Here is a 26,974-nt window from a genome sequence, read left to right on the forward strand (position 1 = left end):
GATCATGAACTTACCTATTAATCCTGCAAAAAGTGCTGCTGCGAAATCTACTGAATCGCAGGCCGCCGAATCGGCAAAAACCGGAATTGCGGCCCTCTGGCGTCCGGCGCTGGTGCAAGCGTTCGTCAAGCTCGACCCGCGTCAGCTCAAGCGTTCGCCGGTCATGCTGGTGGTGGAACTGACCGCCATTCTGACCACCGTGCTGTGCGTGATCCCCAACCCGCAGGTGCCGACTTCGGTCTGCGTGCAGATCGCCCTGTGGCTGTGGTTCACCGTGCTGTTCGCCAACTTCGCCGAAGCGCTGGCCGAAGGCCGTGGCAAGGCCCGCGCCGACAGCCTCAAGGCGGGCAGCGAAGGGCTCAAGGCACGTATCAGGGACGACAACGGCAGTCTGCGCATCATCAATGCCAGCGAGTTGCGCAAGGGCGATGTGGTGCGCGTCGAGATCGGCGAAATGATTCCCGGTGACGGCGAAGTCATCGAGGGCATCGCGGCCGTCAACGAGGCCGCGATTACCGGCGAATCCGCGCCAGTGATCCGCGAATCCGGTGGTGACCGCTCGGCCGTGACCGGCAATACCCGGCTGGTGTCCGACTGGCTGCTGATACGCATCAGCGCCAACCCCGGTGAGTCGACGCTGGACCGCATGATCGCGCTGGTCGAAGGTGCCAAACGGCAGAAGACCCCCAACGAAGTCGCGCTGGATATTCTGCTGATCGGCCTGACCCTGATCTTCCTGTTGGTGGTCATCACCTTGCAGCCGTTCGCCCACTTCGCCGGTGGCAGCCTGCCGCTGGTATTTCTCGTGGCGCTGCTGGTCACGCTGATTCCCACCACCATTGGTGGTTTGCTGTCGGCCATCGGCATTGCCGGTATGGACCGCCTGGTGCGCCTCAATGTTATTGCCAAGTCCGGTCGCGCCGTGGAAGCCGCGGGCGATGTGCATGTGCTGCTGCTGGACAAGACCGGCACCATCACCTTCGGCAACCGTCGCTGCGCTGCTGTCTACGCTGCACCGGGTGTGAAGCCCAAGGAGCTGGGCGAGGGTGCTTTGCTGGCCTCGCTGGCCGACGACACAGCTGAAGGCAAATCCATCGTCGAGTTCCTGCGCAACCTGCACCCGATGAACGAGCCGACCCTGAGCTCGGTAACCGCTGTGCCGTTCAGCGCCGATACACGTTTGTCCGGTGTGGATTATCAGGGCCATGTGTACCGCAAGGGCGCGGTGGATTCGCTGCTGGCCTTCATCAATTTGCAGCGTAGCGAGCTGCCGCCTGCACTGGCACGGGAAGTCGACAAGATCGCCAAGACCGGCGGCACGCCGCTGCTGGTCTGCGCCAATGGTCGGCTGCTGGGCGCGATTCATCTCAAGGACGTGGTCAAGCCGGGTATTCGCGAGCGCTTCGAAGAGCTGCGCAAGCTGGGTATTCGCACGGTGATGGTCACTGGCGACAACCCACTGACTGCCGCAGCCATCGCCGCTGAAGCGGGTGTCGATGATGTGCTGGCCGAAGCCACGCCCGAGAAAAAGCTGGAGCGGATTCGTCACGAGCAGGGCGAAGGCCGACTGGTGGCGATGTGTGGCGACGGTGCCAACGATGCACCTGCACTGGCGCAGGCCGACGTCGGCATGGCGATGAATGACGGCACCCAGGCGGCGCGCGAAGCGGCCAACATGGTTGACCTCGACAGCGACCCGACCAAGTTGCTGGACGTGGTGCAGATCGGCAAGGAGCTGCTGGTTACCCGCGGTGCGCTGACCACCTTTTCGATTGCCAACGACGTGGCCAAGTACTTCGCCGTACTACCCGCACTGTTTGCCTCGATCTACCCGCAACTGGGCGTGCTCAACGTGATGCAACTGGCCAGCCCGCAAAGTGCGATTGTCTCGGCCATCGTCTTCAACGCGCTGATCATCGTTGTGCTCATCCCGCTGGCCCTGCGTGGCGTGCGGGTTCAGGCCGCCAGCGCGGCGCATCTGTTGCGTCGCAACCTGCTGATCTATGGCCTGGGCGGGATCATTGTGCCGTTTCTCGGCATCAAGCTGATCGACATGCTGCTGGTCGGACTCGGCCTTGTTTGAAACCTGTGCTGCACGCCGGTCGGCGTGCAGCCTCACCTGATTGAGGATGTGCAGATGTCCAATGTATTGCGTCCGGCCTTGAGCCTGATCGTATTGATGAGCCTGATCACCGGCGTGGCCTACCCACTGGTGGTCACCGGGGTGGCGCAAGTGGCGTTTCCGGCGCAGGCCAACGGCAGCCTGGTGTACGACGAGGCAGGCAAGGTGCGCGGCTCGGCGCTGATCGCCCAGTCGTTCACCGGCGATGAGTGGTTCCAGTCGCGTCCTTCGGCGGGTGCATTCGTGACCGTGGCCAGCGGCGCGAGTAACTTCGCGCCGAGCAACCCGGCGCTGGCGACTCGCGTGAAAGAGGACGCCGCGAAACTGGCCAACGCCTCTCAGGAACCGGTGCCACTGGCCTTGCTGACTACCTCCGGCAGCGGACTGGACCCGCATTTGTCACCTGAAGCCATTGCCTGGCAGGCCGGTCGTGTTGCTGCGGCGCGCCAGTTGCCGCTGGAGAAAGTACAGGCGCTGATCGACGCCAATACGCAACGTCCGCTGATCGGCCCGCCCGTGGTCAACGTATTGGCCTTGAATATGAGCCTGAATCAGTTACCGTCTGCACCGCGCAACGCGCAGTTGTAACAAAGTGCGCCGTGTTCGCAGCAGATTCACTAAGCTGTAGATGATTAGAGAGGGTGGTAACCAAGGTGAGTGATTCCGGTCGAGCTGATGCACTGCTGGCCCAGCTGCCCCGCGAAGGGCGCGGGCGGCTGAAGGTTTTTCTCGGCGCAGCGCCGGGTGTGGGCAAAACCTACGCCATGCTTCAGGCGGCCCATGCGCAGTTGCGTCAGGGCGTCAGGGTCGTGGCGGGCGTGGTGGAAACCCACGGCCGTGCGGAAACCGAAGCGCTGCTCAACGGCGTGCCGCAACAGCCCTTGCTGCGCACCGAATACCGCGGCATGACCCTGGAAGAAATGGACCTTGATGCCTTGCTCAAGGCGGCACCGGCATTGGTGCTGGTCGACGAGCTGGCGCACACCAATGCGCCCGGCAGTCGGCATACCAAGCGTTGGCAGGACATTCAGGAGCTGCTCGCCGCCGGCATCGACGTCTACACCACGGTCAATGTCCAGCATCTGGAAAGCCTTAATGATCAGGTGCGCGGAATCACCGGCGTGCAGGTGCGCGAAACGCTGCCGGACTGGGTGTTGCAGGAAGCCTTCGACCTGGTGCTGATCGACCTGCCGCCGCGCGAACTGCTGGAGCGCCTGCGCGACGGCAAGGTGTACGTGCCGGAGCAGGCGCGCGCGGCCATCGACGCCTTCTTCACGCAAACCAATCTCACTGCGCTGCGCGAAATGGCCATGCAGACCGCTGCGGCGCAGGTCGATAACGATCTGGCGCAGGGCTACCGGCAATTGGGCCAGTCGGCTCCGGCAGTTCGTGGGCGGATGCTGGTGGGCATCGACGGTGATACCCATGCCGAGCGACTGGTGCGTCACGCCAGTCGGGTTGCTCAGCGTCGCCACCTGCCGTGGAGCGCCGTGCATGTGGACGACGGGCAAACCCTCGACGAGCAGTCCCGCGCGCGCCTGCAAAGCGCTCAGCAACTGGCCGAGCGGCTGGGTGGCGAGGCGGTGTCATTACGTGCCGGGGAGGTTGCCAGAACACTGGTGCAGCATGCCATCGAACGGCGTGCCAGCGTGGTGCTGGTCGGCCAGTCGCGTCGGCACTGGCGTCGCCGGGTGTTTGGCGGCGGTGTTGCCGCACGTTTGTTGCGTGAAGGGCACGGGCTGGAAATCTCGGTGCTCGACGACAGTGAGGAATTACCCGATCAACCGCCGCGCGCACGCCCGGCTCGCGAAGTGGTGTGGTTCGATTACGGCCTGGCCTTTGTGGCCACGCTGCTTGCCAGTCTGGTCGCCTGGGGTGTGTCTGGCGTGCTGGCGCTGCCCAACATTTCCCTGATCTTTCTCGCGGCGGTGTTGCTGGTTGCGGTGCGCAGCAGCATGGGACCGGCGCTGGCGTGTGCCGGGCTGTCATTTCTGGCCTATGACTTTCTGTTCATTCCACCGAGTTTTTCCCTGAACATCCAGCGCGAAGAAGACGTGCTGACGCTGCTCTTCTTCCTGCTGATGTCGGCCCTGACCGGCAAGCTTGCGGCGCGCCAACGCAGGCAGTTGCAGGCGTTGCGTGATACTCAGGAACAGACCAGCGAACTGCTCGACCTGTCGCGCAAGATGACCGCCGCCACGGATCGCAAAGCAGTACTCAATGCCGCCGAACAGCATTTTTCCGGCTGGAAGGAATTGTATCTGTGCCTGGTTGATCGTGACGGTCAGGGCGGCCTGGTCGTTGAGACCGGTGGGCCGCTGACCTTCTCGGAAGCCGAACGTGCCGCCGCCGACTGGGCCTGGCAGCACGATCAACCGGCTGGCAGCGGCACCGGCACGCTACCGTCCGGGCGCTGGTGGTGGTGGCCGATTACCGCCGAAGAAGGGCCATTGGCCCTGCTGGGTGTCAGTGCGCGGGAAGGCCAGTCGTTCACCGCGCAACACCGGCGTCTGCTGGCGGCGCTGACCCAGCCGCTGGCGCAGGCGCTGGCCCGCGCGCAACTGGCGCAAGAGCTTGAAGCCGCGCGCCTGCATGGTGAAACCGAGCAATTGCGCAGCGCCTTGCTGGCCTCTGTGTCCCACGACCTGCGCACACCACTGACCTCCATGCGCGGGAGCATCGACAGCCTGCTGGCGCTGGGCGAAGCCATCCCTCTGGAGGATCGCCGCGAGCTGCTGGAAGGTACACGCGACGAAGCCGAACGTCTGGATCGCTATATCCAGAACCTGCTGGACATGACGCGCCTGGGGCATGGCGCGCTGAAACTTGCACGAGACTGGGTGTCGCCTGCCGATATCGTCGGCAGTGCGCTCAACCGGCTGCGCGCCGTGATGGCACCCTTGCAGGTCAGCATTCAGGTGACCGGCGAGCTGCCATTGCTTTACGTGCATGCGGCGCTGATCGAGCAGGCGCTGGTCAATGTGCTGGAAAACGCTGCGCGCTTTTCACCCGTTGACGGGCGCTTGCAGGTGGCGGCGGGTGTGGTCGACAGTGAGCTGTTCTTCTCGGTCAGTGACGAAGGGCCGGGCATTCCCGAGGATGAACGGGCGAAGATTTTCGACATGTTCTACACCGCGGCACGCGGTGATCGGGGCGGGCAGGGCACGGGCCTGGGGCTGGCGATCTGTCAGGGCATGATCGGCGCGCACGGTGGACGTCTCAGCGTCGAGGAAGGCATTGACGGGCAGGGTACGCGCATCACCCTGTTCCTGCCGTTGCAGGCGCAGCCCGATGTGGAAATGGAGGAGTCAGCTTGAGCCAGGCGGCAACCATTCTGGTCATCGATGACGAGCCGCAGATTCGCAAATTTTTGCGCATCAGTCTGGTGTCGCAGGGCTACAAGGTGCTGGAAGCGGCTACCGGCACGGATGGACTGACCCAGGCTGCGTTGAACAAACCGGATTTGCTGGTGCTCGACCTTGGGCTGCCTGATATGGACGGTCAGCAGGTGCTGAGCGAGTTTCGCGAGTGGTCGGCAGTGCCCGTTCTAGTGCTTTCGGTACGCGCCAGCGAGGCACAGAAAGTCCAGGCGCTGGACGCCGGCGCCAACGACTACGTGACCAAGCCGTTTGGTATTCAGGAGTTTCTGGCCCGAATCAGGGCGCTGCTCAGGCAGGCATCGGGCAACGAAAAGCCCGACTCTGCGCTTGAGTTCGGGCCGCTCACCGTGGACCTGGCCTATCGCCGGGTGCTGCTCGATGGTCACGAAGTGGCGCTGACGCGCAAGGAATACGCGGTGCTGGCGCAGTTGGCACGCCACCCTGGGCGAGTCATTACCCAGCAGCAGTTGCTCAAGGATATATGGGGGCCTACCCACACCGATGACAGCCACTACCTGCGCATTGTGGTCGGGCATTTGCGTCAGAAACTGGCAGACGATCCGACCGCCCCGAGGTTCATCCTCACCGAGCCTGGAATAGGGTATCGTCTGCTGGCCGACCACTAGATGAAAAAAGCGACCATACCCCCGTGGTACGGCACTTTTACTGCACCGCACCGTCAAAGCCGCACACTCCATATTCACTCCTGAGGTAACACCCCCATGAAAGCCTTTATCTGTCTGCCATTGCTTGTCTTGGTTCTTGCAGGTTGCGCTGGCAAGACCGGGTATCGAGACAGCTGCGCCACCCAGATAGACGCTGCCTGGCACGAGCTTGATCTGGCCAAGGCCGAAGGCTTCGCCGGCACCGTCAGTTACTCCAAGGCCCTGTCGCTGCTGACCGGTGCCAAGACCCAGCAACAGTTCGAAGCATTTGAAGGCTGCACCGAAAAAGCCGAAAAAGCCCGCTTCTACATCCGCGAGTCACGCGCTGGCCGTTGATAACTGACGATACACAGGTCCTGTGGGAGAGCGCTTGCTCGCGATGCAATGTTTCAGGCGTAGAGCTCTCGGTGCTGTACCGGCCTCTTCGCGAGCAAGCTCGCTCCCACAGGGTTTGCGGTTTATATAGCAACGAGCGCGGAGCGCCGCACGATAGTTGAGATTATCGTTCCGCACGCTCCAGCGTCGGAATGCCTTGCGTGACGCTCCGCGTCACAACTCTGCGCTGCGCCGCAGTCTCACGAGCGGACGCAGAGCTTCCAGCATCACATCAAATCCCTACCGACTCTAGCGAAACGGCCTACGCTCATCTTAAAGTGTTCGGACACTAGCATCGCTTGCAGTCCCACAGTCATTAAGCAGTTGCCGGAAGGGGCTTTCGATGGGTAGAAAACTCGATGCATGCCTGAGCGCCATCAATGAAGTGGTTCTTGGCAAGGAAGTGCAGGTGCGGCTGGCAATGACCTGTCTGATCGGCGGCGGGCATTTGCTGATCGAAGACTTGCCAGGGATGGGCAAGACCACGCTCAGCCATGCGCTGGCGAAAATTCTGGGCCTCAGTTATCAGCGCATTCAGTTCACGTCCGACCTGCTACCGGGTGACATCCTGGGCACCTCGGTGTTTGATCGGGACAGCGGGCAATTCACCTTTCATCCGGGGCCGATCTTCGCCGAACTGGTGCTGGCCGACGAAATCAACCGCGCCACGCCCAAGAGCCAGAGCGCGTTGCTGGAAGCCATGGAAGAAGGGCAGGTCTCCATTGAGGGCGCGACACGTCTGTTGCCCGATCCATTCTTCGTGATTGCGACTCAGAACCCGTTCAGTTCCGGTGGCACTTTTGCCTTGCCCGAGTCTCAGTTAGACAGGTTCCTGATGCGCATCTCCATGGGCTATCCGGCGAGAGCCGCAGAGAAAGCGTTGCTGCTTGGCGAGTCACGCCGCGAACTTTTACCGCGCCTGCAGCCGATTCTGGACCACGCCATGCTGGGCCAGTTGCAAGCGCATGCGCGGCAGTTGCGGGCCAGCGATGCGCTGGTCGACTATGTGCTGCGACTGGTCGAGGCAACCCGCAGCCAGCCGCAATTCGCCTATGGACTGTCGCCCAGGGCGAGCCTGGCGATTCTGGCCGCAGCGCGGGCCTGGGCGATGTTGCTGGGGCGTGATTACGTCATTCCCGAGGATGTGCAGGCGGTATTGCCGTCGGTGGTCGGCCATCGGCTGCGCGAGCGCAGCGACCCGACCGGGCATGGCGGCGGGGCGCTGGTGCAGTGGTTATTGCGCGAGGTGCCGGTGCTTTGATCGAGCCGCTCAAACCGTTTTGGCAACGCTGGCTGGCAAGACGAATTCCTCCGGCGTCACGCATCACGCTCGACCACCGGCGCATCTTCATCATGCCGACGCGCACCGGCATGACCTTTGCGGTCGTGATCGTGCTCATGCTGCTGGTGGCGATCAATTATCAGAACAGCTTGGCCTACGGGCTGACCTTTCTGCTGTTGTCGATCGGCGTGCTGGCCATCCTGCACACGTATCGCAACCTCAGCGGCTTGATTCTCAGTGCCGGTGTGGCGCGTTCAGTGTTTGTCGGCGAACCGGTGCAATTGCGCATACGTCTGGAAAGTGCCGGTCAGGCCCACCACGCGTTGGGAGTGGGCTGGACTGCTACAGCGCTGCAACCCGGCGATGTGCTGCCTCGCGGGCTGACCGATGTGGAACTGAGCCTGCCTGCCGAAAAGCGCGGCTGGCTGCATGCGCCAAGGCTGCGGATCGAGAGTGTGTTTCCGCTGGGCGTCTTCCGCGCCTGGAGCTGGCTGGATATGGAGCAGAGTGCCTTGATCTATCCGCGGCCACTGTCCGGTGCCATGCCGCTGCTAAAAGGTGTGCAGCCCCACGCCGAGGACGACGGTCAGGCCACTCAGGGTGCCGGTGTCGATGATTATCAGGGGCTGCGCAGCTACCAGCCTGGCGATAACCTCAGTCGCCTGCACTGGAAAGCCTATTCCCGAGGTCAGGGGTTGCTGGTCAAGGACTTCACTGACTTGAGCGGCCACGACCTGTGCCTGGACTTCATGGCGCTGGGCGGCGATATCGAGGAGCGCTTGTCGCGCCTGTGTTATTGGGTGCTGGAGCTGTCCCAGCGTCGTCAGCCGTTTGCCTTGCGCCTGCCAGGTTTTCTGTCCACGGTCGACAGCGGTGATGCGCACCGCGAAGCCTGCCTGCGCGCTTTGGCGCTTTATGGTCATCGATCATGAGTGACAAGAATAAAGCGCTCGTAGCCGCACCCATTCCGCGTGTCAGCCTCACCTGGCTGCTATTGGCGCAGGCACTGGTCGTGTTGCCGTTCGCGCTGCACGTGCCGGTATCGATCACGCTTCTGTGGCTGGGCTGCACATGCTGGCGGGTTCAGGTGTTCCGGATGCGCGCGCGGCTGCCCGGCACCTGGATCAAGTCAGGGTTGCTGGTGGGCACCGCTGGTGGCGTGTATCTGGCGCGTGGCAGTCTGGTCGGGCTGGATGCCGGAGCGGCGTTACTGGTGGCGGCATTCGTTCTGAAAATGCTGGAAATGAACAACCATCGCGACGCACGGGTTCTGATCTTCCTCGGTTTCTTTTGCGTGGCGGTCGGCTATCTGTTTGAAGACAACCTGCTGTGGGCGCTTTTCAGCCTGCTGCCGGTCGGCGCGTTGCTGGCCGCGTTGATTGGTCTGCAGCAAGCGGATCTGGCTGGCAGATCAACCGACACGCTCAAGCTGGGGTTCAAGCTGATGGCGCAGGCTGTGCCGTTGATGCTTTTGCTGTTTCTGTTTTTTCCGCGCCTGGACCCGCTCTGGTCATTGCCGCAACCGAGCAACAAGGGCGTCACTGGGCTGTCCGACAACATGGCACCGGGCGACATGGCCGAGTTGAGCAAGTCGCCGGCACTGGTATTTCGTGCCAGTTTTGAAGGGCCGATGCCGGCGCGCAATCAGTTGTACTGGCGCGGTCTGACCCTCGAGCAGTTCGATGGGCGGCGCTGGTCACAGTCGGCACGTGCCCAGACCGTGCAGATCCCGCAGTGGGAAAAACGCGGCGATCCACTGGCCTACAGCATTGTCATGGAAGCCAGCGGTCGGCCCTGGTTGCCGAGCCTCGACGTGGCTGAAACCACGTTGCCGGACGTTCGGCAGATGAGCGACTTCCGCCTGCAACGCCGACGTCCCGTCGAGCAATCGCTGTTATACGCCGTCAATTCCTGGCCGCTGAGCATTCGCGACCCGCAATCCAGCGAGCAGGTCCAGCGCCAGAACCTGCAATTGCCCGCCAGGGGTAATGATCAGGCCCGGCAGTGGGCCGCTGAACTGCGCCGTCGTTACACCGCGCCGGATGCGATGGTCGCCGCGATGCTGGGTTATTTCAGCGACCAGCCGTTTCACTACACCCTCAAGCCGATGTCGTTGGGCAACGACAGCATTGATGAATTTCTGTTTGCGAGTCGTCAGGGTTTTTGCGCCCACTACGCCGGCGCAATGACTTTTGTGCTGCGCGCTGCGGGTATTCCGGCGCGTGTCGTGGCCGGGTATCAAGGCGGCGAACTGAACCCCGACGGGCACTACCTGACGGTGCGCCAGTTCGACGCGCATGCGTGGGTCGAATACTGGCAGCCGGGTATCGGCTGGCGCAGTGTCGACCCCACCGCAGCAGTTGCACCGCAACGTATCGAACAGGGCTTGGAGCAAGCGCTGGCAGCAGACGAGGCCTTTTTGCAGGACTCGCCCTATTCAGCGTTACGCTATCGCAATGTGCCTTGGGTCAACGCCATACGCCTTAGCTGGGATAACCTCAACTACGGCTGGCAGCGCTGGGTGCTGGGCTATCAGGGACAACAGCAGTTACAAATTCTCGGCCGTTGGTTTTCAGGGTTTCAGGCACCGGTTTTCGTCCTGGGAACCTTGCTTTCACTGGGCCTGATTGCATTATGGCTGTTCAAACCGTGGCAGCGCGAAAGCGACTCGCAACTGCGGGTGTTCAACGCATTTGAACGCTTGCTCGCCCGTCATGGTCTGCGTCGTATGCCGGGTGAAGGCGCTGACGCATTCTGCCGCAGAGCGGTGCTGTATTTTCCGCAGCATGCCGAGGCCATCGAAGCTTTCATCGGCGAATTTCAGGCGCAGCGCTATGCCGGGCGGCTTGCTTCGGCCAGCCGCTTGAGGCATGCATTGAGCACGTTGCGTCGTCGTCTGCCATGGAGGTTGTCAGCCGTCAGGGACAGGCATTCATGAATGAGTGTGTCGAAGGGGAATTGCATGTCTTCAATCGTGGATCATCTGGTGGCCGAAGTGCTGGCGCTGGATGTCAAATTGCTCGCGTGCCAGGCACGCCTTGCAGTTTCGACGGACAGCGAAGCGCTGCATGATTTGCGTACCACCGTGCGTCGTCTGCGTAGCGTACTGCGGCCCCTGCGGGAAAACCCGGCTGCCGCAGAGCTGGAAGCGGCCGCAAAAGCAGTAGGGCAACTGACCACGCCTATGCGTGACATGCAGGTGCTCGCCGCGTTTCTCGAAGAGCAGGGCCTTAACGAGGCGGCTTTCAAGCGCAACCAGTACCTGGGAAATGCCTGCCCCAGGGTTGCGACGTCGCCTGAACTGACCCGTTTGCTCAAGCTGATAGATCTATTCCCGGAGCTGCTGCGTTTGCAACAGCGTCAGGGAATGTTGCGTGGCCTTCGCAAGACCATCGAAAAGCGCATGGACAAACAGTGGAGCAAGCTACGGGTGGCCATCGCCGAGCCGGGGCATGATCGGCATGACCTGCGCCTGCTGATCAAACGCGTTCGTTACGCTGCCGAAGCGTATCCGGAACTCAGTCACCAGCCGAAAAACATGCAGGCTCGGCTCAAAGCCGCGCAAGGCGAACTGGGCGACTGGCACGATCATCTGCAATGGTTGGCGCAGGCTGCCGAGCAGCCGGATCTGGCACCGTGCATTCAAGGTTGGCAGATCGGCATAGTGCGTGCCGAGCGCAAGGCCGAGGCGTCGCTCAAGCGGCTGGCCAAGGCCTGTTTCTAAGGCAGTGGCTTTTTTATAAAATAGGTCATTCAGGCCGCAATAATGGCCAATATGCGGCATGTCGTTGACTAAGAGGATGGTTATCATCCATCCACTTGTGTGTCGACTTGCTGGAGTAAGCATGACCTTTTCCGAACTGATCGATGCGGTGCGTCACGACCCGCGTGCTGTCACGATCCCTGCCGAATGGTCCCAGGGGCGCGCCTGCTTTGGCGGGTTGATGGCGGCGCTGACCTATGAAGCGATGCGTGCCGAGGTGCCGGAAGGGCGCCCGGTTCGCTCGCTGGCGATTACCTTTGTCGGGCCTGCCGAGCCTGGCGTGCCAATTGCCTTTGACGTCGAAATTCTGCGTCACGGCAAGGCTGTCAGTCAGGTGTCGGGGCGCGCCATGCAGAACGGTCAGGTAATGACCTTGATACAAGGCAGCTTCGGCGCGCCACGTGAGTCGATGATTGCGGTTGCCGCAGAGGCCGCGCCAGTGCTCAAGCCGGTAGAACAATGCCCGGAGCTGCCTTTTGCCAAGGGCGTGATGCCCGACTACTTGCGCTTCATGGACATTCGCTGGGCATTGGGCGGCATGCCGTTCAGCAATACACCGTCACCGGCAATTGGTGGTCATGTGCGTTTTCGTGATGAGGCGCATGCCAGCCCCATGAGCGAGGCCCATATTCTGGCGCTGGTCGACACCTGGCCGCCTGCGGTACTGCCGCACCTAAAGAAGCCCGCACCAGGCAGTTCGCTGACCTGGACTATCGAATTCGTCCAGCCACAACCGTTGCTCGATACGCTGCAATGGTGCAGTTATCGCGCAGTCATCGAACATGCCCGGGATGGCTATGGTCACACCGCCGCAGCGTTGTGGAGCCCCGACGGCGAACTGATCGCAATCAGCCGCCAGACGGTGACGGTGTTCGGCTGACTGACAAGGCAGGTTAAGGTTTCTGGGCAGAGCGGGCGGCGTCCTTGCGCTGAAAGCCCAGCGCAGCCAGCAGCCCGATCACGCCGATGGCAATCGATGGCAGGCTCTCGGAGAACAGGCCATTGAGTATCAGCAGGGCCGCCAGAATGAACAGGGGTACGGCAATCAGGTACATGGCCAGGCTGGCCGAGTGCTCCTGATTGTCGCTGCTGTCACGCCATTGATTAAGCTGCAGATCGGAAAGTGGCTTGTTCATGCGGCGGTCCTCTTAAGGTTAGCGCTTGTTCAGGAGAACGCGTAAAGCGCCGTTCGATACCTGAAGCATAGGCCCGCCTGCCGATCGCTCACGATTCAAGCGTGTCTATCGCCGCGATAGCCTGTTACAACTTGAGCTGGCCGATCGCAGCATTCAGCTCGCCCGCCAGCGTGGCGAGCTCGTCACTGGTGCTGGCCGAGTCCACGGTCTGTACCACCGTGCGTTCGGTGACATCGCGGATACTCACCACCGCACGGTTCATTTCCTCGGCCACCTGACTTTGCTGCTGCGCGGCGACGGCAATCTGCGTATTGCTTTCGCGCATCTGTGCCACGGCACCGGCAATGGCCGCCAGCGCTTCGCCCGCTTCCTTGGCCTGCTGCACGCATTCGTCGGCCTTGTACGAGCTTTCCTGCATGAAATCCACCGCATCGCGGGTGCCGCTTTGCAGGGTCGAAACCATCGTGGTGATTTCATCGGTGGAGGTTTGCACCCGCTTGGCCAGATTGCGCACTTCGTCGGCGACCACGGCAAAACCGCGGCCCATTTCCCCGGCGCGTGCGGCTTCGATGGCGGCATTCAGGGCCAGCAGGTTGGTCTGTTCGGCAATACTGTGGATTACATTGACCACGCCGTTGATCTTCTGGCTGTCCTGGGCCATGCGCTGGATCATTTCGGCGGTCTGTTGCACGCCGCTGGAGAGCCCGGCGATGGAAACTTGCACTCGGTCGACCACGACCTTGCCGCTGCCCGCCAATGCGTCGGCGGTCTGCGACTGATCGCGCGTGGCCGTGGCGTGTTGGGCAATGTGATGGACCGTGGCGGTCATTTCGTTGATCGCCGTGGCCACCTGATCGGTTTCGCTTTGCTGGCCGAGCATGCCCTGGCGCACGTCCTTCATGCCCGCCGCCAGATGCGCGGCACCCTGATCGAGGCGGCCAGCGGTTTGCGAAACCGTATTGACCACTCGCTGATACCCGGCCTGCATGGCATTGAACGCCTTGGCCATCTGCCCGACCTCATCGTCACTGCGGTTAGGCGCGCGGGCCGCCAGATCGCCGCTTTTTTCGACGTGCAGCATTACATCCTTGAGCGCGTTGAGCTGGCTGAGGAGAAAACGGATCAGCAGTTGCGAGGCGCAGAGCATCAACAGCATCAGCACGAAAACCGCGGCTGCGTAATGGCTGAAGCGATCCTGAAATACTTGCAGGAAGGTCGGAGCAAAGGCCAGCACCGCGATCTGCTGGCCAGTGCTGCGGGTGACGATCTGCGCGCCGCTCAACAGTCTGTCGCTGGCTGGTTTGTTCAGCGCAACCCAGTCGCGGGCGTCGGCCAGCTCCGGCAGCGCGAGGCTATTGAAGACCGGTGTCCGACCTTTGCTATAAATCAGCAACATATCACTGGCGGGCAGCACTGCGTCGGCAGGCCACGCGGCCAGCAAGCGAGCCTGAGCTTGCGCTGCCTGACGTGACGTATCTGCTCGTGCCTGCTGCTCTGCTTGCATGGCGTAAAGCACCAGCAGCAGGGTTGTGACGAAAGCGACCGCATTGACGGCCCAGAATTTATATTTCAGTGACAGGTTGCCAAGCCATGAGCCCATGAGCGGTCTTCTTTGATGGTCGTGTGAGGTAGCAGCAAGATGCCATCACGATGCCTCAGCCATCAAAGAGACCCTTGATGCGGGTCAAGGAAGCTGCAGATTTTCGCCGCTTATCTGTTCCAGAGAGGGTAAATCGAAAAATTCACGTGCGCAGGCCGTGCTGTGACGGGCGAGATCTTCCTGGCTTTCGCCCCGGTGCAAAGCTACTTCGCGCAAGACTTCCGGCAGGTAAGCCGGTTCGTTACGGCCATTTTTCGGCTTGGGGCGCAGGCTGCGTGGCAGAAGATAAGGCGCGTCGCTTTCAAGCATCAGCCGGCCGCGAGGGATATTGCCCACCAGTGGGTGCAGATGCGTGCCGCGTCGCTCATCGCAGATCCAGCCTGTTATGCCAATGTGCAGGTCAAGATCCAGGTAACTGAACAGCGCGGCGCGTTCGCCAGTAAAGCAGTGCACCACCGCAGCCGGCAGACGGTCGCGATAGTCGCGCAGAATCTCCAGCAAGCGCTGGTTGGCGTCACGTTCGTGCAGAAACACCGGCAATTGCAGTTCCACCGCCAGGGCCAGGTGCGCTTCAAGAACCTTTTCCTGCTGCGGGCGAGGCGAAAAGTCGCGATTGAAATCCAGACCGCATTCACCCACGGCACGAACGCGATTTTCCTTGAGCAGGGCATGCAACTGTTTCTCGGTGTCGCCGGTCCAATCGCTCGCCGAGTGCGGGTGGATGCCTGCCGTGCAGAACAGGCGTTGCGCGCTTTCATCCAGCTCGTGACACAGCTGCAAGGCGTGTTCGCTGCCCTCGACGCTGGTGCCGGTCACCACCAGTTGCTCGACGCCTGCGGCATAGGCGCGATCGAGTACCGCCTGTCGTTGCGAGGCGAAGCTTGCGTTGGTCAGATTGACGCCGATGTCGATGAGTTGCATGGTGCTACCTCCAGCTGAAGGCTGTCGAGCATACCAGAGCTCCGGCCACAATAAGAAAACGCTGGGTATTCAAGCGATTGAGCCGGATGGTTCAACGATTTCCTTCGCTGTTCGATGCTGCTGCGTGACCTCAAGATTTCCTTTTTCCTGTTTTTTTTCCGGCGTTGCCCTGGGGAAGTGAATGATCCGATCCGCGCTTGTGTCTTTTATGTGTCTGTTGGCGCTGCTGCCGCTGCAGGTTTCTGCTCGTCAGACCGGCCCGCAGGCCGTGCAGCACAACGCGCAGGTGCGCGATCTGCCTGCCATTCGCAGCAGCAAGGTGCTGCGCGTGCTGGTTAATCAAAGCCGCAACAGCTCCGGTGACGTCAAGGGCCAGGAAATCGGCGTCGAATATCATCGCCTGCAAGCCTTCGAACAGTACCTCAACAGCCATTCGCGCGGCGGTCAGAAGGTCACACTCAAAGTCATACCCAAGGCCAAGAACCAGCTACTGACAGCGTTGCAGCGCGGCGAAGGCGATATGATCGCGCCCGGCGAACTGCTTGATGTCAGCGAAGCCAAAGGCATTCAGGCCAGTGCGCCAATCATTCATGATGTGCCTCTGGTGCTGGTCGGCGCCCGTGGCCAGCGCAACGTACGGCGTGTTGAGCAACTGTCGGGACATACACTGAGCCTGCCCACCGGCAGCGCGGCCGATGAAGCCCTGCATCAGGTCAATCGACAACTGGAGCTGCGCAAGTTGCCGCTGGCCAAAATCGAATGGGTCGACCCAAGTCTTGCAGTCGAAGATGTTCTGGAGATGGTCCAGGCCGGTATTTACCCAATGACACTGGTCGAGCAGCCTATCGCCGAGCGTTGGGCGAAGATCATGCCCAAACTGCGTATCGAGCGCGGCCTGACCTTGCAGACCCACGGCGACATCAGCTGGTTTGTACGTGACAACGCAACCCAGCTGCGGGCCAGTGTCGATGATTTCCTCAAGGGCTATAAACCTTCGGCTCAGCAGGATCAGGTGTTCGCCAAGGCTTACAAAAACACCTACAAGGTCAACAACCCGCTGGTACGCAATAACCTGCAACGTCTTGAGCAACTGCGTCCGATGCTGCAACGCCACGCCGATGCGCAAGGTATGGACTGGCTGGACCTGGCTGCCCTGGCGTTCAAGGAGTCGAAGCTCGACCCGGCGGCCAAGGGCAGTGGCGGCGCGACAGGGCTGTTACAGATCACTCCGTCGGCGGCAAAAAGCGTCGGAGTGCCGAGCATTCAAAGCGCTGACGACAACGTCCGTGCAGGTTCGCGTTACATGGCGCTGATCCAGCGCAAGTATTTCTCCAGCAGCCGAGTCAACGAGCGCGAGCGCATGGCGTTCGTAATGGCCGCCTACAACCTGGGGCCGGAGCGTGTGCAAGGCATGCGCGAGGAAGCGCGGCGGCGCGGGCTCAATCCTGATCAGTGGTTTTTCCAGACTGAGCGCGTGGCGATGGAGCAGGGCGGTGCCAACGTCGTTGCGTTCGTCAACAGCGTTAACAAGTACTACCTGGCATTTGATCGCGAGCGAGACTCGCTGGAAAAGAGTGGGCCGAAAACTGCCGTAAAGCGCTAATCATCGATTTATTGGATTATTATGTGCCGTTATTTGCGGCTTTCACATAAGTAAATTTGATTATGATGACGCCACGTTCACTTAATCAATCTCGGAAATCACCCACATGAACACAATGATCAAATCGGTTCTCAGTACTCGCGCCGGTTACGGCCTGACCCTGTTGCGCGTTATTGTCGGTATTGCGTTTATCGCTCACGGCAGTCAGAAACTGTTCGGGGCCTTCGGCGGTTATGGCCTGGAAGGCACTGCTCAGTACATGGAAAGCCTGGGCCTGACACCGGGTTACCTGATGGCGCTGATGTCTGGCAGCGCCGAGTTCTTTGGCGGCCTGGGCCTGCTGTTGGGGCTGCTGGCTCGTCCGGCTGCGGTAGTGGTGATCCTGCTGTTGCTGGTAGCGATCTTTACCGTGCATATTCATAACGGTTTCTTCATGGCCCACAACGGCTATGAATATGCGCTGGCCTTGCTCGGTGGCGCTCTGGCAGTGCTTATCGAAGGTGCAGGCAAGTTGTCGCTGGACCGTGTCATCGCCCGATAACCGACTACGCTTGTTCTGCAAGGCCCGCTTCTGGCGGGCCTTGTGCGTTTGCGGGCTCGCCTCAAGGATGACAATTGACAATGAATGGGGCGTTTCTCTAGGATGCGTGCTCAAGCGCCGATTTAACAACTACTTGCGGGGCGCCTGGCAAGGCTCAAGTCTTGTCGAAATACCGCTAAAACGTTGGTTCGGTGTTGCCTCTCACCGCTGCCCAGCGGATCTTGCGAGGCAGAGATATAACCATGAACAACCTGCGCCCCCTCATTCGTCTTTCCCCGATCAGCACGGTCTTGTCACGCAAGAACCCGAAAATCCTTTTGAGCGGCTCTCACCAGCCTACGCTGTTGCGCTACCTCGATGGCTGGCCTCGTCGGGGCGGTGGTAACTGTGCGTTTCTAATTCAGTTTGTCGATACGAACTCGTCATTGAGCCACTTTGGCAACGACGAGTTCGACCTGGCGGTTGTGCAATCGCCTCACGCTGACGACGTCGAGCAGCTCATTCGTGATCTGACGCGTATTGCCCGCCAGGGCCTGATTACGCTGGGTTGAAATGGCGGACGTATTCAATTGGCATAGAAGGCATATTGCTGGCCCCCAGCCTGTGAACTGACAGGCAAAATCGCCGCCTTATCAAAGGATTAGGTGGTTTTCGCATGCGTTTGGTCTATTGTGCTCTGGCGTGCCTGACGCTTTCCGGGCTGGCTTTTTCCGTTCAGGCCAGAAACGCGACGGAGAACGAGCGTTATCTTTGTCGCTGGGGCTCGACCATTGCCGGTGGTGCACAGGCTTCCAAGCTGTCAGGCGTTACCCGTTACGGGGCGCGGCAAAAGCTGCAGGCGCGCAAGTTCGCCAAACAGTGGATGCGCCCCATGGCATTGCGCATCACCGAGCAGACCTACGACAGCGAGTCGCGTTTGAAGCCTGATGCTGTCAGCAAGGTGTATTACGACGGCTGCATCCAGCATGAGGTGGCGCGTCGCTGACTTTTTATGCCTGTCGAACTGATTTTTGCAGGGCTGGAGAAACGTCTTGAGTACAAAGATTATCACCAGGGGCGGGCATGAAGCCCTGAAGAAAGAACTCGATTACCTGTGGCGAGAGCACCGGCCCGACATTACTCAAAAGGTCGCCTGGGCAGCGTCGTTGGGTGATCGCAGCGAGAATGCGGATTACCAGTACAACAAGAAACTGCTGCGCGAAATTGACCGGCGCGTGCGCTACCTGCGCAAGCGCCTTGAAGACATGCGCGTCGTCCAGTATTCGCCGGAGCAGGAAGGGCGAGTGTTCTTCGGTGCCTGGGTCGAGATCGAGAACGAAGCAGGCGACCTCAAGAAATTTCGCATCGTCGGTTACGACGAGATCTACGGGCGCAACGATTACATTTCCATCGACTCGCCCATGGCACGCGCCTTGTTGAAGAAGGAAGAGGGCGATGAGGTGCTGGTCAATACGCCGGAAGGCGAGAAGCTGTGGTTTGTGAATTCGATTGTTTATGAGCAGTAAGGCCGGACGCACAGCGTCGTAGTCCGGCCAGTCGCGCTCAACCTTCGCGCAGTACGGTCAACGGGCTGACGTTCAGTGCGCGGCGCGTGCCGAATACGCCAGCGCCACCCACCAGCAGGGCACCGATCACTGGCAGCAGCAATAGCCACGGATGCGGCTGCCATTCCAGTGAGAAGGCATAGCGGTACAGCACGAAGCTCACCAGTTCACAGCCCAGCGCCGCCAGTACGCCGCTGGCAGCCCCCAGCAAACCGAATTCGATGCGCCGTGACTTGATCAGCAGTGCCCGCTCTGCGCCGAGCGCACGCAGCAGCGCGCCCTGACGTATGCGCTCGTCCAGGGTCGCCTGCAACCCGGAGAACAGCACGGCAATGCCGGCCGCTAGCACAAACAGCAGCACGAATTGCACGGCCAGCGTGACCTGATCAAGAATACTGCGCACCTGCGCCAGCAAGGCTTCCACCCCCAGAATGCTGATCGACGGGTAGGCCCGCGACAGCTCGACAATCTGTTTATCCTGGCCAGGTGGCAAGTAGAAGCTGGTCAGGTAAGTGGTGGGCAAATCAGCCAGGGTGCCAGGCTGGAAGATCATGAAGAAGTTGGGCTGGAAGGTATCCCAGTTCACGTCCCTCAGACTGGTGACTACGGCTTCACGCGTCAGGCCGCCGACAATGAAGCTCAGGCGGTCACCCAGCTTGATCTTCAGGCTCTCGGCCAGCTTGGTCTCGATCGATACCCCGGGCGTCGCGTCGCTCTGGCCTGAGGCAGGCAGCGCCTTCCACCAGCTACCGGCAGTCAGGGTATTGCCTTCGGGCAGATCGGCGGCCCAGGTCAGGCTCAGGTCGCGGCGAGTGGCGTTTTCACCACGCGAGTCCTTGGTCACGAAGTTGCCCACCGGTTCACCGTTGATGCTGGTCAGACGCCCCGGCACTACCGGGTAGAGCGGAGCCGAGTGGGTGGACAGCTTGCTCAGGGTCTGGGCGAAGTTTTCTTTCTCTGATGGCAACACATTGAGCACGAAATAGTTCGGTGCATCCTTGGGCAGCTGGTTTTGCCAGGTGTCGAGCAGTTCACCGCGCAACAGCGCGATCAACCCCATCGACAGCAGGATCAGGCCGAACGCCAGAGATTGACCGGCAGCGGCCAGCGGGTAACGCAGCAGTTGCCCCAGGCCCAGCCGCCAGGGCAGCGACGCACCGGCGAGCAGGCGGCGCAGGCTGTTGAGCGCCAGCAGCAACAGGCTGCCCAGTATCAGCGCGGCAACGACGCCACCGCCCAGCAGGGCAAAGGTCAGCACCAGGTCCAGGCTCAGGCGCCACATGATCAGGCCCAGCGCGAGCAGCGCCGCGCCATACACCAGCCATGAGCTGGCGGGGATCGGCAGCATGTCACGGCGCAGCACGCGCAGCGGCGGCACGCGACCCAGTGCTGCCAATGGCGGCAGGGCGAAACCGGCCAACGCCACCAACCCGGTGCCCATGCCTGCCAGCGCAGGCAAAAGGCCGCCTGGTGGTACGGCGGCCGGCAACAGATTCTGCAGCAGTGCAAATAACCCCAATTGCGCCAGCCAGCCCAGCAGCGCGCCGCTCAGGCTGGCCAGCAGACCGATGATCGCCAGTTGCAGGCTGAACAGGGTCATGGTCTCGCCGCGTGACAGGCCCAGACAGCGCAGCAGGGCGCTGGCATCGAAGCGCCGTGCGGCAAACCTGGATGCCGAAAGCGCCACGGCAACGCCTGCCAGGAGTACGGCCACCAGGCTTGCCATATTCAAATAACGTTCAGCCTTGCCCAGCGCGCCGCCAATCTGCTGACTGCCATCGCGGGCGTCCTTGATTTCCTGATGCGGTTCCAGAGTTGGCTCGATGGCTTTACGGTAAGCGGCCAGCGCTTCGGGCGGACCGCTCCACATTTCCCGGTAGCTGACCCGGCTGCCCGGCTGCACTACGCCGGTAGCGGCGAGATCCTGCAGATTGATCATCACCCTCGGGGTCAGACTGTAGAAGTTGCCTGCACGGTCTGGCTCGTACGTCAGTACCCGAGTCAGTTTCAGGGTTTTCGAGCCGACGTCGATATCATCACCGATCTTCAGATCAACGGCTGGAAACAGTCGCGCCTCGGCCCAGGCTTCACCGGGTCTGGGGCCGCTGCCAGCCTGCTCGGTCTGATACAGGTCTGCTGCGCTTTTAAGCTCGCCGCGCAGTGGGTAAGCGTCATCCACCGCCTTGATGCTGGACAATTGGATACCGGCATCGGTGGCGATCACGCTGGAAAAGATCACGATCTGCGCATGCTTGAGTTGCAGGCGCTTGCCTTCCTCGACCTGCTCGGCGCGCGCCGGGCTGGAACCCTCCAGAATCAGATCAGCGCCAAGAAACTCGGTTGCCCGCAACAGCATTGCGCCGTTCAGACGCGCGCCGAAATAACCGATGGCGGTGCTGGCAGCCACAGCTACCAGAAGGGCAAAGAACAACACCCGCAGCTCTCCGGCGCGTGCATCGCGCAGCAGTTGGCGGGCGGCGAGGCTTAGCAGACGGGCAAAAGGCAAACGTGCCATCAAGGCTCCAGCGGGGCGACCAGGCGGCCCCCTTCAAGACGGATCAGGCGGCGGCAGCGATGCGCCAGACGCTCATCGTGAGTCACCAGCACCAGCGTGGTGTTGCGCTCCTTGTTCAGTTCGAACAGCAGGTCGCTGATGCGCTCGCCGGTGTGGCTGTCCAGATTGCCGGTGGGTTCGTCGGCAAACAGTACATCCGGGTCGGCGGCAAACGCGCGGGCGATGGCGACCCGTTGCTGTTCGCCTCCGGACAACTGACGCGGTGTGTGGGTCAGGCGCTGGCCAAGGCCTACGCGCTCCAGCAGGTCGCGAGCCTTTTCGCGGGCGTCCTTGCGGCCTTCAAGCTCCATCGGCAGCATGACGTTTTCCAGCGCATTGAGGCTGTCGAGCAACTGGAATGACTGAAATACAAAGCCGACGTGCTCGGCGCGTACCCTGGCGCGCTGGTCTTCATCCAGTTCACTCAGGTTGCGGCCCGAGAGGATGACCGAACCGGAGCTTGGCAGATCAAGCCCGGCAAGCAAGCCGAGCAGGGTTGATTTGCCTGAACCGGAGGCACCGACGATGGCCAGTGTGTCGCCCTTGTTTAGTTCCAGGGAGAGTTCGTGCAGGATGGTCAGGTCACCTTCGGTGCTGGGGACTACTTTGCTGAGGCTTTGGGCACTGAGAATACTTTCACTCATGGAGAATCCGATGCGTGCGTTGTTTTTAAGTGCTGGCCTGGGGTTACTGCTGCTGTCACAGGGCGCGTTGGCGGGCACGGTATTGATCGTCGGGGATAGTATCAGTGCGGCTTTCGGACTGGATACCCGCGTGGGTTGGGTCAGCCTGCTGGAGCAGCGTCTGAGCAAGGAGGGATTCGACGACAAGGTGGTCAATGCGTCGATCAGTGGCGACACCAGTGCCGGAGGCCAGGCGCGTCTGCCTGCGCTGCTTGCAGAGCATAAGCCGGAACTGGTTATTCTCGAATTGGGTGGCAATGACGGACTGCGTGGCCAGCAGCCCGCTCAATTGCAACAAAACCTTTCATCGATGATCGACAGCTCTCGGGCAGCCGGTGCGAAAGTGTTGCTGCTCGGTATGCAGATACCGCCCAACTACGGGCCGCGTTACACCAATGCGTTCAAAGAGGTTTACAGCAACCTGGCCGAGCAGAAAAAAGTCCCGTTTGTGCCCTTCTTTCTGGAAGGCGTGGGCGGAGTGCCCGAGCTGATGCAGGCTGATGGTCTGCATCCGGCGGCAGCTGCTCAGGGCAAGTTGCTGGAAAATGTCTGGCCGAGCCTGAAACCGCTGCTTTGAGGCTTTCCCGGACGGGGGCTTTCGGCTAATGTGGCGCCCCCGATCTGGAGCCCCCCATGCCGCGTCCCGCCTGGTCCCTGTATGCCTATCAAATGCTTGAGCCCCATGAGCAGCTGGATCTGTTCGCCTGTCAGGAAGTGCGCGTCCACCTGATTGCTCGCCAATTGGAGCTGGGCGGCTCGATCGACCGGACGTTGTGCGGCACATTATTGCCTGCCCAGCCGCAGATGCGCGCCGTCGAACTGCAAGCCATGCGCGATGAGCGTCTGTGCCCGCTGTGCAAGGCCATCATGGATGCGCAGCGCAGGGGCATGAATCCGATCTGGCCTGAACTCTAGCTGTCGCCAACGCGCGCCGGTCAGGCGCAGATATCCCCGATCCGGCAAGTGCCGGTGTACACTTCAGTTGTTGTTTCCATCTCTATAGTCGTTACCCGAAGGATCTTCCCGGATGTTGTCGCGCATTCCAGCCGTTACCCGCTGTCTGTCGCTTGCTGCTCTGTGCGCGGCGAGCTCTGTCCATGCTCTGGAGTTTCCGTTGCCGCCGCCCGGCGAGGACATCGTGGGCCAGGTGCAGGTCATCAAGGCCAAATACGAGGACACCTTTGCCGATCTGGGCACAAAATACGATCTGGGTTATCTGGAAATGATCGCGGCCAACCCTGGTGTTGACCCCTGGTTGCCGGGGGCAGGCAAGGACATCGTGCTGCCGACCCGCTTCATTCTGCCGCCGGGCCCGCGCGAAGGAATAGTCATCAACCTTGCCGAGTACCGCATGTACTACTACCCCAAAGGGCAGAATGTCGTGCACACCTATCCGCTGGGTGTTGGCCGTGAAGGCTGGGGTTCGCCCATCGGGGTGACCAAGGTAACGGCCAAGACGCCAAACCCGACCTGGACGCCACCTGCCTCGATCAAGGCCGAACATGCCGCCGACGGTGATCCGCTGCCTGACGTAGTGCCGGCCGGTCCGGATAACCCGCTGGGGCCTTTCAAATTCGGTCTTGGGCTTTCTGGCTACCTGATCCACGGTTCGAATAAAAAGTTCGGTATTGGCATGCGCACCAGTCATGGCTGTTTCCGTATGTACAACAACAACGTGCTGGAACTGGCCGATATGGCTCCGGTCGGTACGACCGTGCGAATCATCAGCGAGCCCTACAAATTCGGCATCAGTGGCGGCAAGGTTTACCTTGAAGCACACACCCCGGTCGATGACCTGGGCAACCCGTCGGTGGTCGACAAGCACACTGCGGTCATCAATGCGCTGCTCAAACGTGACGACCTGGCCAACAACCTGCGCATGAACTGGGACGTAGTGCGTGATGTGGTCGCGGCCGAAGACGGCATGCCGGTGGAGATCGCAGAACCGGGCAAAGCGCCTGCGAGTGCTGAGGAGCCAGTGATTTTTCAGTAGTCCTCGTTATGCATAACGACGCTAGAGCGAGCGCAACGATAACCTCAGCTTTCGTGCGCCGCTCCGCGTCACATCTATGCTGCAGCGCAACGTAGTGCCATGCCCGCAATCACTGTACATAGATAAAGCGCTTTTTTATCGCGATCGCACTGACAACGTAGAGTGCGACGTTAGTGACAGGGCGACGGAACCCGACGAAGTCGGGCCGGAAACAGGAGCGAAGAACTTTGCTCACTTTGGTCCCTCAAAGTGAGTCGCCGAGGGGCGAAAAGGTGACCTGAGTCGACCCCCGATCCACCTGGCATCGCAGAACCGCTGTGTGACGCAGAGCGTCACGAACTGCATTCCCACGCTGAAGCGTGCGGAGCGGTAATCTGTAGATATCGTGCCAATCTACAAGCCATCACCCAGCCAGATAACAGGCATAAAAAAGCCGACCCGTTGCCGGATCGGCTTTCAATAATCCCGGGGGATTATTACTTGCGGCTAGCTTTGTCCAGCATGCGCAGAGCGCGCTCGTTGGCTTCGTCAGCAGTTTGCTGAGCTTTTTGAGCAGCAGCCAGAGCTTCGTCAGCCTTGCGGTAGGCTTCGTCGGCACGTGCTTGCGAACGAGCTGCTGCGTCTTCGGTAGCTGTCAGACGAGCTTCGGTTTCTTTGGATACGCTGCTGCAACCGGTAGCCAGAACTGCGGCCAGAGCCAGAGCAGAGAATTTCAGAACGTTGTTCATCGTGTTCACCTTCAAGGAATTTTGTTCAAATTAGTCATCTCTCGAAAATGAGAAAACGACCGGCGTACATAGTACCCATTGTTTGTAGTAAGTAAACGGACCCAGCGCAAGAAGCTGCTAAAATTCCCTGCTTTGAAAGTGTTCCGCGTTACTTCTCAAGCGTTCTGTACAAAAACTATCCACTTTCACTGGACCCCTGTGCGTATCGGCGGTTCCGCAGAACGCGTTTGAACATCTGCAAAAACCTTAGATGTTTGACTGTCGGTCGGTGCGGGAGCATTTTCAGGCGTTTTTAATCCGACTGCGCTTGAGCATATTCGGCAATGGTGCCTAATATCTCAGTGTGATGTGCGTCGAGATCGGCAATGCTCTTACCGGTGTCGAAAACAGACACTGGGCGGCGTAGATGTTCCTTCGCCTGAAAAAGACCGGTAAGGTAGGGGTCAAATTCCAAGACCCGCGAGGAGTAGCGATGAGCGAGGCGTTGTCCATCCACCATGACGAAGTCGGCCACCATTTCGAAATCATTATCGACGGCCACCGTGCCTACCTGACATACATGGATCTCGGCAAGCAGACGCTGGATTTCTACCGGACCTTTGTGCCTGATGCCTTGCGCGGACGCGGTATAGCCGCCGCCCTGACCAAGGAAGCCCTGGACTATGCAGGCAGCATGGGCTATTCCGTCATACCGTCCTGTTCTTATGTCGAGCGCTATATGGAGCTGCACGACCTGCAGTCGCAGGCGGCCAAGCTCTGATACATCGAGCTTACTGACCGTCAGCATGAAAAACGCCGAGCATATGCTCGGCGTTTTCGTTGTTGCAGGTTAATCGGTCAGGCAGTTACTTGCGCTTGCGAGCGGGCAGCACACCCTTGAGTTTCGCGTGCATGCTGCGCAGGGTCTTTTCAGTGCTTTCCCAGTCGATGCAGGCATCGGTAATGGAGACGCCGTACTGCAATTCTGACAGGTCCTTGGGAATCGCCTGACAGCCCCAGTTCAAGTGACTCTCAACCATCAGGCCGATAATCGATTCGTTGCCTTCCAGAATCTGGTTGGCGACGTTTTCCATTACCAGCGGCTGCAGGGCCGGGTCCTTGTTGGAGTTGGCGTGGCTGCAGTCGACCATGATGTTCGGGCGAATGCCGGACTTGTTCAGGGCCTGTTCGCACAGCGCGACGCTGACCGAATCATAGTTGGGCTTGCCATTGCCGCCGCGCAGCACGACATGGCCGTAGGCATTGCCTTTGGTGGTCACGATCGACACGCCACCTTCCTGGTTGATGCCAAGGAAGCGGTGCGGGCTCGAGACCGATTGCAAGGCGTTGATGGCAACGGTCAGGCCGCCATCGGTGCCGTTCTTGAAGCCGACTGCCGACGACAGGCCGGAAGCCATCTCGCGGTGAGTCTGGGATTCGGTGGTGCGCGCGCCAATGGCCGACCAACTGATCAGGTCCTGCAGATACTGCGGGGAGATCGGGTCCAGTGCTTCGGTGGCGGTTGGCAAACCCATTTCAGCCAGGTCCAGCAGCAACTGGCGACCGATGTGCAGTCCATCCTGGATCTTGAACGAGTCATCCAGGTACGGGTCGTTGATCAATCCTTTCCAGCCTACGGTAGTGCGTGGCTTCTCGAAATAGACGCGCATGACCAGATACAGCGTGTCGGACACTTCTGCTGCCAACGCCTTGAGGCGCTCTGCATACTCCTTGGCTGCCTTCAGGTCGTGGATCGAGCAGGGGCCGATCACGATGAACAGGCGGTGATCATTGCCATCGAGGATGTTGCGAATCACCTCGCGACCCTGGCTGACGGTGTGCAGGGCAGCGTCGGTCAGAGGGATTTCGCGCTTGAGCTGATCCGGGGTGATCAGAGTCTCGTTGGAGGCAACGTTAAGGTCGTCAATCGGTAAATCAGCCATCGTGTTACTCATCAGGTCGCGGGTACTGGCCGCCAACGGTCCCCCGTGCGGCGGTGCCCAGCAGGTTTGAGCGCAGCGGGGAGCCGAACCTTAGCGCGTTATCGCGCTGTTCGACAATAAGTAAACGAGGTATCGGGCAGGTTACGGGTAACTGCCCGCCGG

Annotated in this window: 26 protein-coding genes; 19 read left to right on the forward strand and 7 right to left on the reverse strand. The window is 60.6% G+C overall.

The genetic code is table 11. The features are described 5' to 3' along the window. Positions 1-4 precede the first annotated feature (4 nt). The 10 genes from kdpB (at position 5) to RGM3321_RS27320 (ending at position 12,467) form a co-directional block, all read left to right on the forward strand. Positions 5-2,083: a potassium-transporting ATPase subunit KdpB gene (kdpB, locus tag RGM3321_RS27275; protein WP_244395627.1), complete on the forward strand. Its 2,079-nt coding sequence runs from the start codon at positions 5-7 to the stop codon at positions 2,081-2,083. 54 nt (positions 2,084-2,137) lie between these two features. Beyond that, a complete protein-coding gene (kdpC, locus tag RGM3321_RS27280) occupies positions 2,138-2,710 on the forward strand; it encodes a potassium-transporting ATPase subunit KdpC (protein WP_244395628.1) in 573 nt (190 codons plus the stop codon). A gap of 65 nt (positions 2,711-2,775) precedes the next feature. Further along, on the forward strand, positions 2,776-5,439 hold the full coding sequence (locus RGM3321_RS27285; protein ID WP_244395629.1) for a sensor histidine kinase KdpD: 2,664 nt from the start codon (positions 2,776-2,778) through the stop codon (positions 5,437-5,439). Beyond that, positions 5,436-6,128, forward strand: a complete 693-nt coding sequence (locus tag RGM3321_RS27290) for a response regulator (protein WP_244395630.1) — start codon at positions 5,436-5,438, stop codon at positions 6,126-6,128. The genes RGM3321_RS27285 and RGM3321_RS27290 overlap by 4 nt, the downstream gene beginning before the upstream one ends. A gap of 96 nt (positions 6,129-6,224) precedes the next feature. Further along, positions 6,225-6,503: a hypothetical protein gene (locus tag RGM3321_RS27295; RefSeq protein ID WP_002552999.1), complete on the forward strand. Its 279-nt coding sequence runs from the start codon at positions 6,225-6,227 to the stop codon at positions 6,501-6,503. A gap of 382 nt (positions 6,504-6,885) precedes the next feature. Then, on the forward strand, positions 6,886-7,803 hold the full coding sequence (locus tag RGM3321_RS27300) for an AAA family ATPase (RefSeq protein ID WP_002553000.1): 918 nt from the start codon (positions 6,886-6,888) through the stop codon (positions 7,801-7,803). Beyond that, complete coding sequence (locus RGM3321_RS27305; protein ID WP_244395631.1) at positions 7,773-8,756, forward strand: DUF58 domain-containing protein; 984 nt, start codon at positions 7,773-7,775, stop codon at positions 8,754-8,756. The genes RGM3321_RS27300 and RGM3321_RS27305 overlap by 31 nt, the downstream gene beginning before the upstream one ends. Continuing rightward, positions 8,753-10,762 carry a DUF3488 and transglutaminase-like domain-containing protein gene (locus RGM3321_RS27310; protein ID WP_244395632.1) on the forward strand — a complete coding sequence of 670 codons (2,010 nt, stop codon included), beginning with the start codon at positions 8,753-8,755 and terminating at the stop codon, positions 10,760-10,762. Before RGM3321_RS27305 ends, RGM3321_RS27310 begins: the two co-directional genes overlap by 4 nt. Positions 10,763-10,786: 24 nt before the next feature. Further along, positions 10,787-11,548: a CHAD domain-containing protein gene (locus RGM3321_RS27315; RefSeq protein ID WP_244395633.1), complete on the forward strand. Its 762-nt coding sequence runs from the start codon at positions 10,787-10,789 to the stop codon at positions 11,546-11,548. Positions 11,549-11,669: 121 nt separating this feature from the next. Then, on the forward strand, positions 11,670-12,467 hold the full coding sequence (locus tag RGM3321_RS27320; RefSeq protein ID WP_244395634.1) for a thioesterase family protein: 798 nt from the start codon (positions 11,670-11,672) through the stop codon (positions 12,465-12,467). Positions 12,468-12,480: 13 nt separating this feature from the next. Here RGM3321_RS27320 and RGM3321_RS27325 read toward each other — a convergent pair whose 3' ends face one another. The 3 genes from RGM3321_RS27325 to RGM3321_RS27335 form a co-directional block, all read right to left on the reverse strand. Further along, positions 12,481-12,723, reverse strand: coding sequence for a hypothetical protein (locus RGM3321_RS27325; protein ID WP_244395635.1), 243 nt, complete (start codon positions 12,721-12,723; stop codon positions 12,481-12,483). Positions 12,724-12,847: 124 nt separating this feature from the next. Then, entirely contained in the window at positions 12,848-14,323 is a 1,476-nt protein-coding gene (locus RGM3321_RS27330; RefSeq protein WP_244395636.1) for a methyl-accepting chemotaxis protein, read from the reverse strand. Between the two features lie 84 nt (positions 14,324-14,407). Continuing rightward, complete coding sequence (locus RGM3321_RS27335) at positions 14,408-15,244, reverse strand: TatD family hydrolase (RefSeq protein WP_244395637.1); 837 nt, start codon at positions 15,242-15,244, stop codon at positions 14,408-14,410. Positions 15,245-15,425: 181 nt separating this feature from the next. On the opposite strand from RGM3321_RS27335, the gene RGM3321_RS27340 reads away from it, so the two are divergent. From RGM3321_RS27340 to greB, 5 genes are all read left to right on the forward strand, one after another. Next, on the forward strand, positions 15,426-16,847 hold the full coding sequence (locus RGM3321_RS27340; RefSeq protein WP_244395638.1) for a transglycosylase SLT domain-containing protein: 1,422 nt from the start codon (positions 15,426-15,428) through the stop codon (positions 16,845-16,847). 106 nt (positions 16,848-16,953) lie between these two features. After that, the gene (locus RGM3321_RS27345; RefSeq protein ID WP_244395639.1) at positions 16,954-17,388 is read left to right on the forward strand and encodes a DoxX family protein; all 435 of its coding nucleotides are present in this window, start codon (positions 16,954-16,956) and stop codon (positions 17,386-17,388) included. A 242-nt stretch (positions 17,389-17,630) separates the two neighbouring features. Continuing rightward, positions 17,631-17,939: a class I SAM-dependent methyltransferase gene (locus tag RGM3321_RS27350; protein WP_244395640.1), complete on the forward strand. Its 309-nt coding sequence runs from the start codon at positions 17,631-17,633 to the stop codon at positions 17,937-17,939. A gap of 104 nt (positions 17,940-18,043) precedes the next feature. Then, positions 18,044-18,373: a hypothetical protein gene (locus tag RGM3321_RS27355; protein ID WP_002553011.1), complete on the forward strand. Its 330-nt coding sequence runs from the start codon at positions 18,044-18,046 to the stop codon at positions 18,371-18,373. A 46-nt stretch (positions 18,374-18,419) separates the two neighbouring features. Continuing rightward, positions 18,420-18,893: a transcription elongation factor GreB gene (greB, locus tag RGM3321_RS27360; RefSeq protein WP_004667519.1), complete on the forward strand. Its 474-nt coding sequence runs from the start codon at positions 18,420-18,422 to the stop codon at positions 18,891-18,893. A 37-nt stretch (positions 18,894-18,930) separates the two neighbouring features. On the opposite strand, the gene RGM3321_RS27365 is transcribed toward greB, so the two are convergent. Continuing rightward, a complete protein-coding gene (locus RGM3321_RS27365) occupies positions 18,931-21,447 on the reverse strand; it encodes an ABC transporter permease (protein ID WP_244395641.1) in 2,517 nt (838 codons plus the stop codon). Continuing rightward, positions 21,447-22,130 carry an ABC transporter ATP-binding protein gene (locus RGM3321_RS27370; RefSeq protein WP_004664748.1) on the reverse strand — a complete coding sequence of 228 codons (684 nt, stop codon included), beginning with the start codon at positions 22,128-22,130 and terminating at the stop codon, positions 21,447-21,449. The genes RGM3321_RS27365 and RGM3321_RS27370 overlap by 1 nt, the downstream gene beginning before the upstream one ends. A gap of 10 nt (positions 22,131-22,140) precedes the next feature. On the opposite strand from RGM3321_RS27370, the gene RGM3321_RS27375 reads away from it, so the two are divergent. The 3 genes from RGM3321_RS27375 to RGM3321_RS27385 all read left to right on the forward strand — a co-directional run bounded on the left by RGM3321_RS27375 (position 22,141) and on the right by RGM3321_RS27385 (position 24,162). After that, on the forward strand, positions 22,141-22,746 hold the full coding sequence (locus tag RGM3321_RS27375; protein ID WP_004664750.1) for an arylesterase: 606 nt from the start codon (positions 22,141-22,143) through the stop codon (positions 22,744-22,746). A gap of 56 nt (positions 22,747-22,802) precedes the next feature. Next, entirely contained in the window at positions 22,803-23,084 is a 282-nt protein-coding gene (locus RGM3321_RS27380; protein ID WP_002553016.1) for a hypothetical protein, read from the forward strand. 112 nt (positions 23,085-23,196) lie between these two features. Next, positions 23,197-24,162: a L,D-transpeptidase family protein gene (locus RGM3321_RS27385; RefSeq protein ID WP_002553017.1), complete on the forward strand. Its 966-nt coding sequence runs from the start codon at positions 23,197-23,199 to the stop codon at positions 24,160-24,162. Positions 24,163-24,638: 476 nt separating this feature from the next. On the opposite strand, the gene oprI is transcribed toward RGM3321_RS27385, so the two are convergent. Continuing rightward, positions 24,639-24,890, reverse strand: coding sequence for an outer membrane lipoprotei OprI (gene oprI / locus RGM3321_RS27390; RefSeq protein WP_002553018.1), 252 nt, complete (start codon positions 24,888-24,890; stop codon positions 24,639-24,641). A gap of 472 nt (positions 24,891-25,362) precedes the next feature. Between oprI and RGM3321_RS27395 the strand changes: the two genes are divergently transcribed. Beyond that, positions 25,363-25,650, forward strand: a complete 288-nt coding sequence (locus RGM3321_RS27395; RefSeq protein WP_002553019.1) for a GNAT family N-acetyltransferase — start codon at positions 25,363-25,365, stop codon at positions 25,648-25,650. 85 nt (positions 25,651-25,735) lie between these two features. Here the strand turns inward: RGM3321_RS27395 and RGM3321_RS27400 are convergent, their stop codons facing one another. Further along, the gene (locus tag RGM3321_RS27400; RefSeq protein WP_058401037.1) at positions 25,736-26,812 is read right to left on the reverse strand and encodes a 3-deoxy-7-phosphoheptulonate synthase; all 1,077 of its coding nucleotides are present in this window, start codon (positions 26,810-26,812) and stop codon (positions 25,736-25,738) included. Positions 26,813-26,974: the final 162 nt, after the last annotated feature.

The organism is Pseudomonas sp. RGM 3321 (genome assembly GCF_022836805.1).
Classification (GTDB): domain Bacteria; phylum Pseudomonadota; class Gammaproteobacteria; order Pseudomonadales; family Pseudomonadaceae; genus Aquipseudomonas.